The following is a 15416-nucleotide window of genomic DNA, read 5'->3' on the forward strand; positions in this document are numbered from 1 at the left end:
CATGCGGCGTTCCGTCCGCCACGCATGATGTGGACTGCGAATCTTTTTTCCTTTACGTCGGGTCTGAGGGGAAATTCCCTGGCCGGCCTCGCCGGCGGCGGGCTTTTCCGGATGCGCATGAACGGAGATGGCATGGAGCGTCTTGCAGGCAGGATAATGCTGGCCGGCGGCATGAGCCGCGCAGTGATGGCGATTGCTGCAGGTGCGGTCGGGGCGCTCGCGCTGCCTCCATTCGGTTTTTTTGCAGCGCTTTTTATCTCTTTCACTTTGCTTGTCTGGCTCGTGGACGGTTGCACCGGCAAGCCGGGCGGCAGCCTCTTCAGCCGGATATTGCCTGCTTTTGGCATCGGCTGGTGTTTCGGGCTTGGTTATTTCGTGGCGGGCCTGTGGTGGCTGGGCAATGCCCTTCTGCTGGAAGCCGACGAGTTCGCCTGGGCGCTGCCGCTTGCAATCCTCGGTCTGCCGGCATTTCTCGCGCTGTTTTACGGTTTTGCGGTTGCCGCCGCCAATCTCCTCTGGTCGGATGGCCTGGGCCGCATCGCAGCGCTGGCCGCCGCTTTCGGTTTTTCGGAATGGCTGCGTAGTTTCCTTGCAACCGGCTTTCCCTGGAACGCCATCGGCTACGGCATCATGCCCATCCCGATCATGATGCAGTCGGCGCATCTGCTTGGTCTTTTCAGTGTCACGACGCTGGCGGTTTTCATCTTCGCTTCCCCCGCCCTGATCGGCACGAAAAAAGGCATGTGGCCGGGCCTCGCTTTGGCGGGTCTGCTGCTGGCCGGTCATTTCGGTTATGGCTTTTACCGCCTGCAGACACCCGCGGAGACGCCCACGGACGCCCTGACTGTCCGGATCGTGCAGCCGTCCATCGATCAGTCCCGCAAGATGTTGAATGCAGACCGGGCGGAGATTTTCGGCGAACACCTGCGATTGACGGCCTTGCCGCCGGGTGAAGGGAAAAAGCGTCCCGATATCGTCGTCTGGCCGGAAACCTCTGTGCCCTTCATCCTGACGCAGAACCCGGATGCCCTGGCTGAAATCGCCAGAACGCTGGAGGATGGTCAGGTGCTGTTCACCGGCGCCGTCAGAATGGAAGATCAGGGGGCCGGCCGGCCGCCGCGCTATTACAATTCGGTCTATGCGATCGACAGCCAGGGTGAGATCATCGGCGCGACCGACAAGGTGCATCTCACCCCCTTTGGAGAATATGTTCCCTTCGAAGGCATCCTGCGGGAATTCGGCATCGACAATGTCATTGCCTTGCCGGGAGGTTTCTCGGCCGCCTCGTCGCGCACGCCGCTCACGCTTCCTTCGGGCAAGACCTTCTATCCCCTGATCTGTTACGAGATCATTTTCCCGGGTGAGATGACGCCGGGGCTGGCCGGCTCGGCCGCCATCCTGAACGTGACCAATGACGGCTGGTTCGGGGATACGCCCGGTCCTTATCAGCATTTTCTGCAGGCGAGAGTTCGGGCTGTCGAGACGGGTGTGCCGGTGATTCGCGGCGCCAATACCGGAATTTCCGCCGTCATAGACCCCTATGGCCGCATTATTGCAGGGCTGGACTATGGTCGGGTGGGAATTGTTGACGCCACTTTGGGTGGTGGGTCTAATGACGCATTTACTTACGACACACATCGGACGTATTTCTGGTTGATTTTTTCTATCCTGATAATCGTTGCGGTATTTTCTGCCTGGAGTTTCACCCGGCGCCAGAATTGACCAGGAACCCCCATAATTGCATAGTGAATACGTCAGTCGTAAAACAAGTTTAGACGCTGTCGAAATGCCGGCTCATTTCTTCGAATAGTAATGAAGCGAGATATCAACCCTTTCCGAGTGTCAGGACCGCATGATGACCGAGAATAAGAAAAAGCCTAACCCCATCGACATTCATGTCGGAAGCCGAATTCGCCTTCGCAGAACCATGCTCGGCATGAGCCAGGAAAAGCTAGGTGAAAGTCTCGGAATTACCTTTCAGCAAATCCAGAAATATGAAAAAGGCACGAACCGCGTCGGCGCCAGTCGCCTCCAGAATATTTCCGCGATCCTCAACGTGCCTGTCTCCTTTTTCTTCGAGGATGCACCCGGCGATCAGGCTGGCGGCACGCCCGGCATGGCGGAGGCGTCGAGCTCCAATTACGTGGTCGACTTTCTGTCCTCGGCTGAAGGTTTGCAGCTGAACCGGGCATTCGTGAAAATCGCTGACCCGAAGGTTCGCCGCCGCCTCGTCGATCTCGTCAAGGCGCTTGCCGCCGAGGGAGACGCCGAGTAGAGCGCAGCCCGCGCGACGCAGAGAAATTTCCGGCCCGCGATGCCGGGCACTCAACGGTCCGCAAGGACCGTTTTTTTGTGCCCGTTGGAAAGGAATTCTCACATAAAGATATATTTATGTGGTTGTGTCCTTGTTTTTCGCGGCCGAAATGACTAACAAACTCGAAGACCGTTCTTTGAGGGGAATCCCGCATGCGTGCCAATTACCTGTTCACCAGCGAGTCCGTGGCCGAAGGTCATCCGGACAAGGTTTGTGATCGTATTTCCGATGAAATCGTGGATCTTATCTATCGCGAAGCGGCCAAGACGGGCGTTGACCCCTGGACCGTGCGCATCGCATGCGAAACGCTTGCGACGACCAACCGCGTTGTTATCGCCGGTGAGGTTCGCGTTCCCGATACGCTTCTGAAGAAGGACAAGGACGGCAAGGTCGTCATGGACGCCGCCGGCCACCCGGTCATCAATCCTTCCAAGTTCAAGTCCGCCGCCCGCAAGGCCATCCGCGACATCGGCTATGAGCAGGATGGCTTCCACTGGAAGACTGCCAAGATCGACGTTCTGCTGCACCCGCAGTCGGCTGACATCGCGCAGGGCGTGGACAACGCCTCCGACAAGCAGGGTGACGAGGGCGCCGGCGACCAAGGCATCATGTTCGGTTACGCCTGCAAGGAAACGCCGGATCTGATGCCGGCGCCGATCTATTATTCCCACCGTATCCTGCAGCTGCTCGCCACCGCCCGCAAGAGCGGCGAAGGCGAAGCGGCAAAGCTCGGCCCCGATGCCAAGAGTCAGGTGACGGTTCGTTACGTCGACGGCAAGGCGGCGGAAGCCGTATCCATCGTCCTGTCCACGCAGCATCTCGATGCGAGCTGGGATTCGAAGAAGGTTCGCGCCGTTGTCGAGCCTTATATCCGCGAAGCTCTGGGCGACCTGAAGATCGCCGACGATTGCCAGTGGTACATCAATCCGACCGGCAAGTTCGTCATCGGCGGTCCCGATGGTGATGCCGGCCTGACGGGTCGCAAGATCATTGTCGATACCTATGGCGGCGCTGCGCCCCATGGCGGCGGTGCATTCTCCGGCAAGGACACGACCAAGGTCGACCGTTCCGCCGCCTATGCCGCCCGTTATCTCGCCAAGAACGTCGTGGCTGCCGGTCTTGCCGAGCGCTGCACGATCCAGATTTCCTACGCGATCGGCATCGCCCAGCCGCTGTCGATCTATGTCGATCTGCATGGCACGGGCAAGGTTAGCGAAGATCAGGTCGAGGCCGCGATCCGCAAGGTCATGGACCTTTCGCCGTCGGGCATTCGCCGTCATCTCGATCTCAACAAGCCGATCTACGCCAAGACGTCTTCCTACGGCCATTTCGGCCGCAAGGCCGGCCGTGACGGCTCCTTCTCCTGGGAGAAGCTCGACCTGGTGAAGCCGCTCAAGGAAGCTTTGAGCGCTTGAAGCATTTCCAGTAAAATTGCGTAGCGGTTTTACGTCCGGAAAATGCGTCAACCAGATATCGCGCTTGTTATTTGACGGCGATTGATAGATACCGTCACCAACTTTTGTAACCCGCACAGTGCCTCATGTGGCGCTGTGCGGGTTAAGTCTATTTGTTCTTGAGAGTATGAGATGACGGAAGAACGGCGTTCGCGCGCGACGGAAGCGTTTTTTGGCAGACGCAAGGGCAAGCCCCTGCGCAATCAGCAGGTCGATACAATCGAGAATCTGTTGCCTTTGCTGAAAATCGATCTGGAAAGCGCCCCGCCGCAAAATCTCGCCGCTCTTTTCCCCGCGGATGTGCGGTCGATCCGTCTGGAGATCGGTTTTGGCGGCGGTGAGCATCTCGCTCACCGCGCGGTTGAAAACCCCGAGACGGGTTTCATCGGCGTGGAGCCCTTCGTCAACTCCATGGCCAAGCTGCTCGCCACCGTACGCGAACGCGAGCTGATGAATATCCGCCTTTACGACGATGATGCGACGCAATTGCTGGACTGGTTGCCGGAAGCATCGATCGATCATATCGATCTTCTCTATCCTGACCCGTGGCCGAAGAAGAAGCACTGGAAGCGTCGTTTTGTTTCAGACGTCAACCTAGCCCGCTTCCATCGTGTGCTGAAACCCGGCGGAAAGTTCTGCTTCGCTTCAGATATCGATACATACGTCAACTGGACGCTGCAGCATTGCGCCCGCCATGGCGGTTTTGAATGGACGGCGACGAGTGCTGATGACTGGCGCACGCCCTATGCCAACTGGCCGGGCACGCGTTACGAGAACAAGGCGAAAAGAGAAGGCCGCAGCTCGGCCTATCTCACCTTCATCCGTCGTTGAGCGGCTGATCTCTCAGAGCGCCGCATCCACTTCCGCTGCCAGCGGAATTGAAGGCTGCGCGCCGGCACGGGTGCAGGCGAGCGAACCTGCAACGGCGGCTCGTTTCAGCGCCTTTTCGAAATCCATTCCCTGATCGAGACTGGCGGCGAGATAACCGCAGAAGGTATCGCCCGCACCGACAGTATCGACCGGCTCGATCTTGAGGCCCGAAGCCCTGTAGACCTTGCTGTTGCGCATGGCGATCACACCGTCTGCGCCAAGCGTCACGATCAATGTCTGGCCGGTTCTGTCATGCAGGGCCTTGAGTTCGCTTTCCCGCTCGGCACCGGAGAGGCCGTTCTTGCCGATCAGCAGCTCGAACTCGGTTTCGTTGGCGATGACGATATCGGCAAGGCCGGCAAGTCGCGGACCGTCTGCGGTCAGCGGTGCTGTGTTGATGACGGTGGTGATGCGTTTCGCCTTGGCGGCCGTCAGCGCCGCTTCGATGGCTGCCGCCGGTATTTCGAACTGCAGCATCAGAATATCGCCCGCCGACATTTCCGCCAGGACTTTTGCTGCGTCGGATGCGGAGACTTCGCCATTGGCGGCGGGAATGACCGAGATCATGTTCTCCCCGCCTTCGCCGATCAGGATCACCGCCGTTCCCGTCGGGCCTGGCGCTGTCTTGACCAGGGACAGATCGGTGCCGGCGTCGCGCAGCAGGGTCAGCGCCGGCGCGGCAAAGGTGTCATCGCCCGCAGCGCCAGCCATCTTGACCGTGGCGCCTGCCCGCCGCGCAGCCAGCGCCTGATTGGCGCCCTTGCCGCCGGCGGCAGTGGAGAAGGTCTCCCCTGTCACGGTTTCACCGGGCTTGGGCAGGCGTTTGGCAGTCGCGACGAGGTCCATGTTGATGGAGCCGAAAACAGTAATCATGGGGCGCTGGGTCCATATGAAATTTGAGCAAGGCCGCGACTTTGCCCGAGACGATCACTCGTCGTCAACTACCCGTAATTTGGCCGCCCCGGCTCTGTTTTCGGCAAAGCGACGCGCCTGCTCGATTTCTCCATGCGGGGCCTCTTTTTCCGTCGGTGAAAAATCGAGACCTTCGATCTTCTGGCCGCGCGCCAGCACTTTGTCGGAGGAGATCAGCATCATGTCCACGTCCTTCTGCGCCAGCCCGAAATGCGCTTGCAGCTTGCGCGTCCGGTCGTCCAGCCGCCGCACATCGTCCATAAGCAATGCCACTTCCCCCTGAATGAGATGCGCCTGCTCGCGCATCCGCTGATCCTTGAGCACGGACTGGATGACCTGCACCGACAGCATCAGGAGCGACGGCGACACGATGACGACACGGGCGCGGTGGGCGCGCTGCACCAGATATTCGAAATGCTGGTGAATATCGGCGAAGATCGATTCGGATGGCACGAAGATGAATGCCGTATCCTGCGTTTCGCCGCGAATGAGATATTTCTCGGCCACGTCGCGAATATGCACTTCCATATCGCGGCGAAACTGCTGCACGGCGGCGCGTCTGGTTTCCGGCGTCTCATCCGCTTTGATGGCGTTCCAGGCCTCCAGCGGAAACTTGGCGTCGATCACAAGCGGCGGTGCATTGTTCGGCATCTTGATGGTGCAGTCCGGGCGATAACCGTTCGAAAGCGTCGGCTGAAGCTGGAAAGCGCCGGCGGGAAGGGCGTCGGCGATCAGCGTCTCCATGCGCGCCTGCCCGAAAGCGCCGCGCGTCTGCTTGTTGGAAAGGATGGCCTGCAGCCCGACCACGTCCTTGGCCAGATCCCGGATATTGCCCTGCGCAGCGTCGATGACCGCGAGGCGCTCCTGCAGGCGGCTCAGATTCTCATGCGTCGACCGGGTCTGTTCCGTCAGCGTTTCGCCGAGGCGCTGCGACATGCCGTCGAGACGCTGGTTCAGCGTCTGGCTCATCTCGGTCTGGCGGGTGCCGAGCGTTTCCGCCATGGCCGCGATCCGGCCATGCAGTTCGGACTGTGTTTTCAGAAGATCGGAGATCTCACCGTCGGCGCCCGCTTTTTTGGCACGGTTTGCCGTCACCAGCCAGGTCGTGGCCAGGCCGAAAACCAGAGCCGCGAGCAGCGCGCCGAAGCTGATATCGAGGGAGCCGGCCCGCAGCGCGGGATCGAGGAGAACGGAGAAATCTATGTTCATGATTAAATCTAGCAGATTTCCAATGATTCGGAAGATCAAAACAAGAACATTCCTGCGGCGGAAATGAGTCGGGCGGGGCGCATGCCGGCGGCGGTTTGAACCTCGTGTTTTTTATTCCCTCCGCGCAAGAGATACGTTATGGGAAGCCATGACCATCAAACCGCTTATCATTTTGCCCGATCCCGTGCTGCGCCAGCAATCGAAGCCCATCGAAAAGGTGGATGCCGAGGTGCTGCGTCTTGCCGACGACATGCTGGAAACCATGTATGATGCGCCGGGTATCGGCCTTGCCGCCATTCAGATCGGCGTGCCGCGCCGCATGCTGGTGATCGACGTTGCGCGTGAAGGCGAGGAAAAGACCCCTATCGTCTTCATCAATCCGGAAATCCTCAAGGTGTCGGACGATATCTCGACCTATGAGGAAGGCTGCCTCTCCATCCCCGATTATTACGCCGAGGTTGAGCGTCCCGCATCGCTCACGGTGCAATATGTCGGCCGCGACGGCAAGCAGCAGACGGTCGAGGCGGATGGTCTGCTCGCGACCTGTCTGCAGCACGAGATCGATCACCTGAACGGCGTTCTCTTCATCGACCATATTTCGCGGCTGAAGCGCGACATGGTCATCAAGAAATTCACGAAAGCGGCCCGCGCAAAGATCTGATCCGTCCTCTCTGGACCGGAATGGACGACAGGGCAGGGGGCGACGATGGCTCTTCGCATCATTTTTATGGGTACGCCGGATTTTTCCGTTCCCACCCTGCGTGCACTGGTGGAGGCCGGCCACGAGATCGTTGCGGTCTACACCCAGCCGCCGCGTCCCGGCGGCCGTCGTGGCCTCGATCTGCAGAAGTCCCCGGTGCATCAGGCCGCCGAATTGTTGGGCCTGCCTGTGCTGACGCCGGTGAACTTCAAGGCAGAGGAAGACCGCCAGCAGTTCCGGGAATTCAATGCCGATGTGGCGGTTGTCGTGGCTTACGGGCTGCTGCTGCCAGAGGCGATCCTCTCCGGCACGCGCCTTGGCTGTTATAACGGCCACGCCTCGCTGCTGCCGCGCTGGCGCGGTGCCGCCCCCATCCAGCGGGCGATCATGGCTGGCGATGCTGAAACCGGCATGATGGTCATGAAAATGGAAAAGGGCTTGGATACCGGCCCCGTAGCGCTGACCGCCAAGGTCGCCATCGATGAGAACATGACCGCCGGCGAGCTGCACGACAGCCTGATGCTGACAGGCGCGCGGCTGATGCGGCAGGCGATGGACAAGCTGGAAGCCGGCGACCTGCCGCTCGTCACGCAGGCGGAGGAGGGCGTTCTCTACGCCGCGAAGATCGACAAGGGCGAGACCCGCATCGATTTTTCGAGGCCGGCGCGGGACGTGCATAATCACATTCGCGGCCTTTCGCCTTTTCCCGGCGCATGGCTGGAGATGGACATAGGCGGCAAGGCGGAGCGCGTGAAGGTTCTGGCCTCCGAACTGGCAAGCGGCATGGGGGAAGCGGGAGCGGCGCTCGATGACGCCCTTACCATTGCCTGCGGCAGCGGCGCCGTGCGGCTCACCCGTCTGCAGAAGGCGGGCGGCAAGCCGATGTCGGCGGCCGATTTCGTGCGCGGCACACCCGTTCCGACCACAACGAGGCTCGGCTGATGCCACGTTTCCGCATGACCGTCGAATATGACGGCACGCCTTATTATGGCTGGCAGAGGCAGGATAACGGCCCGTCGGTTCAGGGTGCGCTGGAGGCTGCGGTTCGCTCGTTGACGGGAGAGAGCGTCTCCATTCGCGGCGCCGGCCGCACCGATTCCGGCGTGCATGCCGTCGGGCAGGTCGTCCACGTCGATCTTTCCCGAGACTGGGAGCCCTACAAGCTTCGCAACGCCCTCAATGCGCATCTCGCCATGGCGGGTGAAGCCGTGGCCGTCCTCGACGCCGCTTCCGTGACCGAGGATTTCGACGCCCGGTTTTCCGCCCTTCGTCGGCACTACCTTTACCGCATCATTTGCCGTAAGGCCCGGCTAGCGCTGGAGCACAAGCGGGCATGGTGGGTGTCGAAGGACATGGACCATGAGCGCATGCATGAAGCCGCCCAGATGCTCGTCGGCCGGCATGATTTCACTACCTTCCGCTCCGTGCATTGTCAGGCGAACAGCCCCGTGCGCACGCTCGACCGGCTGGATGTGACGCGCACCGGCGATCTCATCGAGATACGTGCGACGGCGCAGAGCTTTCTGCACAACCAGATACGTTCCTTCGCCGGCACGCTGAAACTCGCAGGCGAAGGGACAATGACGCCGGAGGATGTGCGCGCCGCACTGGAAGCGCGGAATCGCAAGGCCTGCGGCCCTGTCGCACCACCGGATGGTCTTTATTTCATGCAGGTCGATTATCCCGACGTCATTCCGCCGCGTCGCAGGTACCCTGAATCCGATATGGCTGAGGACGCAGACTGACCGCTAAAACCCACGCCGGTTCTCAGGCCGGATAAACGCCGAGAAAACGCTGCAGCGCTTCCGATAGAAGCATGCCGGGCACCAGCAGCGTCATGACGATGGCCGAGACGAGCAGCGACTGGTCGCGGATGAAGAACCGCACGATCCGCGAGAAGGCGAAGACCAGCGACAGAAGCAGCGCCAGCCAGAGAATGGCGATCAGCCCCTGCAAGGGCGGCAGGAAGAATGCGATCAGGATCAGAACCGCATAGGCGTAGGAAAAAGGCAGCGACAGCCAGTTCATGGTGGTGACGAGCGGCGCGAATTTTTCCCGTGCGCCAAAGGCAAAGAGCAGCATGCCGATCAACAGCAGCGGCACGATCCAGCAGATGGCCTCGACCATCGCCAGACGGAAGAAGAAGATGAAGCCCGTTCCGGTGCCGGGCGGATAGCTGGCGAGGAAGGCGGCGCGCAGCCACAGCCAGGAAACCAGCATGGCCGGCAGGCACCAGAGGGCGGAATAGAAGGACCGCCACATGCCGCGTTCGGAGAGATCCAGATAACGTGCGCCATTATGGTCGCCGAGCAGCAGAAGCCACAGGCCCGTCAGATAGAGCCTTATTTCACTTGCCGTCGGCATGGGCGAACCAGCGTTCGATAAAGGTCTCGTAAATGCGCGTCAGCGTTTCGAGATCGGCAACGGCCACACGCTCATCGACCATATGCATGGTCTGCCCGACGAGGCCGAATTCCACCACCGGGCAATAATCCTTGATGAAACGCGCATCCGAGGTGCCGCCGGTGGTCGAAAGCTTGGGTTCCTTGCCCGTCACGGCTTCCACCGCGCCTGACAGCGACGAGATGAGAGCATTGTTCCGGGTAAGAAAGACATGAGCCGGGCGGTCGGCCCAGACGATATCGTATTTCACCGGCGCACGGTCGGGGCGCAGCTCGCCTTCCGCTGCGGCGGCATCGAGGCGGTGGACGATTTCCGCGCGCAGGCTCTCCGCAGTCCACGTATCGTTGAAACGGATGTTGAAGGAGGCCGTCGCCCGCGCCGGGATCACATTGGTGGCGGTATTACCGGTATCGACGGTCGTCACTTCCAGATTGGAAGGCTGGAAATTGTCGGTGCCGTGATCGAAGGGCGGATGCATCAGCGCATGGGTCAGCTGCAGCAGCCCGCGAATGGGATTGTCGGCGAGATGCGGATAAGCGGCATGGCCCTGAACGCCGTGGACCGTGATGCGGCCGGAAAGCGATCCCCGGCGGCCGATCTTGATCATGTCGCCAAGTTGGTCGGGATTGGTCGGCTCGCCCACCACGCAGGCGTCCCATGTCTCGCCCTTGGCGGCTGCCCATTCCAGCAGCTTGGAGGTGCCGTTGATCGACGGGCCTTCCTCGTCGCCTGTAATCAGGAAAGAAACGGAGCCCTGCGGCTTGCCGTATTTTTCGATATGGCGGGCAATGGCGGCAACGAAACAGGCGATGCCGCCCTTCATGTCCACGGCACCGCGGCCGAACATTTCGCCGCCGGCGATTTCAGCCGCAAAGGGCGGATGGCTCCATGCGGCCTCATCGCCGACAGGAACGACATCCGTATGGCCCGCAAACATCAGATGCGGACCTTCGGTGCCGAGCCGGGCGTAAAGGTTCTCCACGTCAGGCGTTCCCGCCTCGCTCGCCACCATCCTGTCCACCTGGAAACCAAGCGGCGAAAGCAGGGTGTCGAGCAGGGAAAGCGCGCCGCCTTCCGCAGGCGTCACCGAAGGGCAACGGATGAGGGCGGCGAGATTGGCAACGGGATCGGTCGTGGTCATGGCAGTCGCTTTATATCAGTCGCGCAGAAGCTCGTTGATGCCGGTCTTGGAGCGGGTCTTTTCATCGACGCGCTTGACGATCACGGCGCAATAGAGGCTCGGGCCCGGTTCGCCATTCGGGAAAGGCTTGCCCGGCATGGTGCCGGCGACGACGACGGAGTAGGGCGGTACTTCGCCATAGGTGATCTCGCCCGTGGCGCGGTCAACGATCTTGGTGGACTTGCCGATGAAGACGCCCATGCCGAGAACCGCGCCTTCGCGCACGATGCAGCCTTCGACGACTTCCGAACGGGCGCCAATGAAGCAATTGTCCTCGATGATGGTCGGGCCTGCCTGCAGCGGCTCCAGAACGCCGCCGATGCCGACGCCGCCGGAGAGGTGCACATTCTTGCCGATCTGCGCGCAGGAGCCGACGGTTGCCCAGGTATCGACCATCGTGCCTTCATCGACATAGGCGCCGAGATTGACGAAGGAGGGCATCAGCACCACGTTCTTGGCGACATAGGCGGAGCGGCGCACCACGGCATTCGGCACGGCGCGGAAGCCGGCGGCGCGGAACTGGTTTTCACCCCAGTTTTCGAATTTCGACGGCACCTTGTCCCACCAGGTGGATTCGCCTGGCCCGCCGGTGACGATCTCCATGTCGTTCAGGCGGAAGGAGAGGAGCACGGCCTTTTTCAGCCACTGGTTCACCTTCCAGCTTCCGTCCGCCTGCTTTTCAGCCACGCGCGCCTTGCCGCTATCGAGAAGTTGAAGAGATGTGTCCACGGCGTCGCGAACCTCGCCCTTCGTCGATACGTTCACACCATCGCGGTTGTCGAACGCTGTTTCGATGATGGTTTCGAGGGAGGTGAGATCCGTAAGGCTCATGGAAAATTCCTTAAAGTCGCGTGGTGTTCGTGGTCACGGATGGTCCCGCGCCGCTGGAAGGCTTTGGTCATTTGATCTAAGGGAGTGTTGGAAAGGCGTCAATGTGATTTGGGTGATTTGGCGCGTCAGACGAAAGGCATGGAAATGACACGACTGAAGAACGGCAAGTTGCGGCGCAAGGACGGAGTATGGGACCCGTTAAAGCGCAGCGCCGTGGACAAGCAGCAGGCCGAGGTCGTTCAAAAGACGCCGCAGTCGGATTCCCCGTCCTATCGGCTCGCCTATGTGGACATGGATTTCCTCTGCCGTGAGGAATTGCGCCCCGTCAGGCTGCAGCTGGAACTTCTGAAGACGGAAATGGCTCTCACCGAGCGCGGCATCAAATCCACCGTCGTGATGTTCGGCGGCGCCCGTATTCCCGAACCCGGCGGCGAGGCCTGGGCGGCGCGCAACGAGACGCAGAAGCGCAATCTGGAACAATCCTCGGTCTATTACGATGAGGCGCGCAAATTCGCCCGTCTCTGCACCGACTATGCCGCGAAATCCGACCACCTCGAATATGTCGTGGTCACCGGCGGCGGTCCGGGCGTCATGGAGGCGGGCAATCGCGGCGCTGCCGATGCCGGCGGCCCGTCCATCGGCCTCAACATCGTCCTGCCGCACGAGCAGGCGCCGAACCCCTATGTGACGCCGGAGCTGAGCTTCAACTTCCACTATTTCGCCATTCGCAAGATGCATTTCCTGATGCGGGCGAAAGCGGTGGTGATCTTCCCCGGCGGCTTCGGCACGCTGGACGAATTGTTCGAAGCGCTGACCCTGATCCAGACGAAGCGCATGGAGCCCATTCCGCTCATCCTGTTCGGCGAAAAATTCTGGCGATCGGTGATCAATTTCGAGTTCCTGGCGGATTTCGGCACCATCGCACCTGAAGATATGGACCTTCTGCATTTCGCCGAAACGGCCGACGATGCATGGAAAATCATCTCGGCCCATTACGAACACTGATTTATGCTTGGCGCGGCGATGTAATTTTAGGGCTTAATTAGCAAAGATCTTCTAATTTTGCCCCGTCGCGCTGCAGCGCACTGTCCCATGTGGACGGGCCTCCATGACGGAGATTTTCATCCGTTGCCGTCGCCTTTTCGGGCGGACGATTTGATCGAGGCCAAAATGTTCAATCTCCAAGTGAAGTCGCTTGCGACCAAGCTTATCCTTGTGACCGGCTGTGCCATCACCACGGTTCTTGTCGCATCGAATTCCTTTCTCATTTCCCAGACCAGCGAACGCGTCCATGCGCTGACCATGGAGCAGGCCAATACCGAGGCGCGCGCCATCGCCAACGTGATCGCCGCCGATGTCGGTGAACTCGGCAGCGCCGCACGCTCCATGGCCGGCGTCATCGGCCGCGCGCATCAGGCCAAATCGATGGATCGCCCCGGCATCGTCAACATCCTCAAGGCCAATGTCGAACAGAATGCCTTCGCTTTCGGAAGCTGGTTCTGTGAGCAGCTCGGGCTGTTTGACGGCCAGACGACGGAGATCGCCAACAGGCTCGATCTCGGCACCAATGCGACCGGCGCCTTCGCTCCCTACTGGTCGAAGACCCAGAAGGGCGACATCCAGTTTTCGACCTTCAAGAATGACTATGCCGCGGAATGGTATTCGCTTGCCGCCAAATCCGGCAAGGGCGCCATCACCCAGCCTTATCTCGCCGAAGGCACGGAAGTGCCGACAACCATGACGTCGCTCGCCTATCCCGTCATGTCTGACGGCAAGATGATCGGCGTGGCGGGCGTCGATATTTCGCTGGCCTCGCTGTCGCAGAAGCTGCAGGCGCTGCATCCTTTCGAGACCGGCCGCGTGACGCTCGTGTCGCAGGGCGGCCAGTGGCTGGTGCCGCCGACACCCGAACAGAACATGAAGGCCTATGACGGAGAAGGCGCAGGCACCGTCCAGGCTGCCATTACCTCCGGCAAGCAGGGTCTCATCGAAAATCTCGGACTTGATACGGACGCGCCCTATAACCGTCTCGTCTATCCCTTCGCCGTTCCCGGCCTCAATGCGACCTGGGTTGTGCTGGTGGATATTCCCCATCAGGCCCTGAACGCGCCCGTGCAGGAACAGACCTATATGATGATCATCGGCGCGATCGTCATTCTCGCCGCCGTCATTTCCGCGCTTTATTTCGCTGTCCGGCATTTTGTCGGCAACCCGCTCGCCTCGCTGGTTTCCGATGTCCGTACCCTTAGCGATAGACGTTATGACGTGCCCGTATCCGGGCAGGACCGTCGGGATGAAACGGGCGCCGTTGCAACGGCGCTGGAAGGTTTTCGCGCGAAGCTTGCCGGCATTCGCGAAATGGAGGCCGAAGCCTCCGCCCAGCGCGGCCACGCCGAGACGGAACGCCAGCGGTCCGAATTCGAGCGCAATGAGAACAGCCGCATGCAGCAGCACATTGTTGGCGTGCTGGGCGCCGGCCTCAATGCGCTTTCGCAGGGCAATCTGACCTACCGTATCGAAGACGAATTCCCGGGCGAATATGCGAAACTGCGCGCCGACTTCAACCTGGCGCTCGCCAGCCTCGAGGAAACCGTTTCAACGGTCAACGCAACCGTCGTCAGTATCGGCAACGGCACCGGTGAGATCACCCGCGCCGCCAGCGATCTTTCCCACCGCACGGAACAGCAGGCCGCAAGCCTCGAAGAAACTGCTGCCGCCCTTAACGAACTCACCGCGCAGGTCAATTCCAGCGCGGAAAACGCCGCAGAAGCGGCCGGAGCCGTCAGCCATGCCTGCGATGACGCCGGCAAGTCGGGCGAGGTCGTGCAGCAGGCGGTGAATTCCATGCAAGGCATCGCGCAATCCTCGGCGGAAATTTCCCGCATCATCGGCGTGATCGACGAAATCGCCTTCCAGACCAATCTTCTGGCGCTGAATGCCGGCGTGGAAGCCGCCCGCGCCGGTGATGCCGGCAAGGGCTTCGCTGTCGTCGCACAGGAAGTGCGTGAACTGGCGCAACGTTCCGCGACTGCGGCCAAGGAGATCAAAGGCCTCATCAACACCTCCGCCACCCAGGTGGGCGAAGGTGTTCAGCTGGTCGGTAAGGCTGGCGAGACGATGAAGAAAATCGCCGATCAGGTCCTGCAGATCAACCAGCTGATACGGCAGATATCGGCTTCGGCCAGCGAGCAGGCGGTAGGCCTGAAGGAGATCAATTCCGCCGTTACCCAGATGGATCAGGTCACCCAGCAGAATGCGGCGATGGTGGAGGAAACCACGGCGGCCAGCGTGACGCTGAACAGCGAAGCCGAAACGCTGAAATCACTCGTTGCCGGTTTCTCCGTCTCCGGCGGCCATTCCAGCCAGCAATTGCGCGCCACCGCTGCGGCGATGCGCGCGCCCGCCGCTCCGGCGCAGGCATCGGGTCGCCCGGCCGCGCCGCGCGCGCGTCCAAGAACCAGCGGCGCAAACGCGCTGGCGCAGGATGACTGGACGGAATTCTGACGCGCCATTGCCGCAAAACAAAAGGGGCCGCTGGTATCG

At 60.8% G+C, this 15416-nt stretch carries 14 protein-coding genes; 9 read left to right on the plus strand and 5 right to left on the minus strand.

Annotated elements, in window-relative coordinates; translation table 11 throughout:
• Nucleotides 1-132: 132 nt before the first annotated feature.
• From lnt to trmB, 4 genes are all read left to right on the plus strand, one after another.
• Nucleotides 133-1722 carry an apolipoprotein N-acyltransferase gene (gene lnt / locus N5D22_RS06125; protein WP_279654804.1) on the plus strand — a complete coding sequence of 530 codons (1590 nt, stop codon included), beginning with the start codon at nucleotides 133-135 and terminating at the stop codon, nucleotides 1720-1722.
• A 133-nt stretch (nucleotides 1723-1855) separates the two neighbouring features.
• Nucleotides 1856-2275 carry a helix-turn-helix domain-containing protein gene (locus N5D22_RS06130; RefSeq protein WP_003520055.1) on the plus strand — a complete coding sequence of 140 codons (420 nt, stop codon included), beginning with the start codon at nucleotides 1856-1858 and terminating at the stop codon, nucleotides 2273-2275.
• Between the two features lie 191 nt (nucleotides 2276-2466).
• Nucleotides 2467-3729: a methionine adenosyltransferase gene (gene metK, locus N5D22_RS06135; RefSeq protein ID WP_279654805.1), complete on the plus strand. Its 1263-nt coding sequence runs from the start codon at nucleotides 2467-2469 to the stop codon at nucleotides 3727-3729.
• Between the two features lie 171 nt (nucleotides 3730-3900).
• Nucleotides 3901-4599 (plus strand): tRNA (guanosine(46)-N7)-methyltransferase TrmB, encoded by a 699-nt coding sequence (gene trmB / locus N5D22_RS06140; protein ID WP_279654806.1) that lies wholly within the window; start codon nucleotides 3901-3903, stop codon nucleotides 4597-4599.
• 12 nt (nucleotides 4600-4611) lie between these two features.
• On the opposite strand, the gene N5D22_RS06145 is transcribed toward trmB, so the two are convergent.
• Both N5D22_RS06145 and N5D22_RS06150 read right to left on the minus strand, forming a co-directional pair.
• A complete protein-coding gene (locus N5D22_RS06145; protein WP_279654807.1) occupies nucleotides 4612-5511 on the minus strand; it encodes a ribokinase in 900 nt (299 codons plus the stop codon).
• Nucleotides 5512-5565: 54 nt separating this feature from the next.
• Nucleotides 5566-6759, minus strand: coding sequence for a DNA recombination protein RmuC (locus N5D22_RS06150; protein ID WP_279654808.1), 1194 nt, complete (start codon nucleotides 6757-6759; stop codon nucleotides 5566-5568).
• A gap of 148 nt (nucleotides 6760-6907) precedes the next feature.
• On the opposite strand from N5D22_RS06150, the gene def reads away from it, so the two are divergent.
• The 3 genes from def to truA are packed head-to-tail and all read left to right on the plus strand — an operon-like array spanning nucleotide 6908 to nucleotide 9204.
• Nucleotides 6908-7420 (plus strand): peptide deformylase, encoded by a 513-nt coding sequence (gene def / locus N5D22_RS06155; protein WP_279654809.1) that lies wholly within the window; start codon nucleotides 6908-6910, stop codon nucleotides 7418-7420.
• A 45-nt stretch (nucleotides 7421-7465) separates the two neighbouring features.
• Nucleotides 7466-8401, plus strand: coding sequence for a methionyl-tRNA formyltransferase (gene fmt / locus N5D22_RS06160; protein ID WP_279654810.1), 936 nt, complete (start codon nucleotides 7466-7468; stop codon nucleotides 8399-8401).
• Nucleotides 8401-9204, plus strand: coding sequence for a tRNA pseudouridine(38-40) synthase TruA (truA, locus tag N5D22_RS06165; protein ID WP_279654811.1), 804 nt, complete (start codon nucleotides 8401-8403; stop codon nucleotides 9202-9204). Before fmt ends, truA begins: the two co-directional genes overlap by 1 nt.
• Nucleotides 9205-9226: 22 nt before the next feature.
• Here the strand turns inward: truA and N5D22_RS06170 are convergent, their stop codons facing one another.
• From N5D22_RS06170 to dapD, 3 genes are read right to left on the minus strand one after another with little or no spacing between them, the layout of a single operon-like run.
• Nucleotides 9227-9823, minus strand: a complete 597-nt coding sequence (locus N5D22_RS06170) for a hypothetical protein (RefSeq protein WP_003520047.1) — start codon at nucleotides 9821-9823, stop codon at nucleotides 9227-9229.
• On the minus strand, nucleotides 9807-11003 hold the full coding sequence (gene dapE, locus N5D22_RS06175; protein ID WP_279654812.1) for a succinyl-diaminopimelate desuccinylase: 1197 nt from the start codon (nucleotides 11001-11003) through the stop codon (nucleotides 9807-9809). The genes N5D22_RS06170 and dapE overlap by 17 nt, the downstream gene beginning before the upstream one ends.
• Nucleotides 11004-11018: 15 nt before the next feature.
• A complete protein-coding gene (dapD, locus tag N5D22_RS06180; protein ID WP_003520045.1) occupies nucleotides 11019-11873 on the minus strand; it encodes a 2,3,4,5-tetrahydropyridine-2,6-dicarboxylate N-succinyltransferase in 855 nt (284 codons plus the stop codon).
• Between the two features lie 144 nt (nucleotides 11874-12017).
• On the opposite strand from dapD, the gene N5D22_RS06185 reads away from it, so the two are divergent.
• Nucleotides 12018-12878 (plus strand): LOG family protein, encoded by an 861-nt coding sequence (locus N5D22_RS06185; RefSeq protein ID WP_279655045.1) that lies wholly within the window; start codon nucleotides 12018-12020, stop codon nucleotides 12876-12878.
• Nucleotides 12879-13043: 165 nt separating this feature from the next.
• Complete coding sequence (locus N5D22_RS06190; protein ID WP_279702614.1) at nucleotides 13044-15377, plus strand: methyl-accepting chemotaxis protein; 2334 nt, start codon at nucleotides 13044-13046, stop codon at nucleotides 15375-15377.
• The last annotated feature ends 39 nt before the right edge of the window (nucleotides 15378-15416 follow it).

This window comes from Agrobacterium sp. GD03872 (genome assembly GCF_029840625.1).
Lineage (GTDB): Bacteria > Pseudomonadota > Alphaproteobacteria > Rhizobiales > Rhizobiaceae > Agrobacterium > Agrobacterium fabrum_A.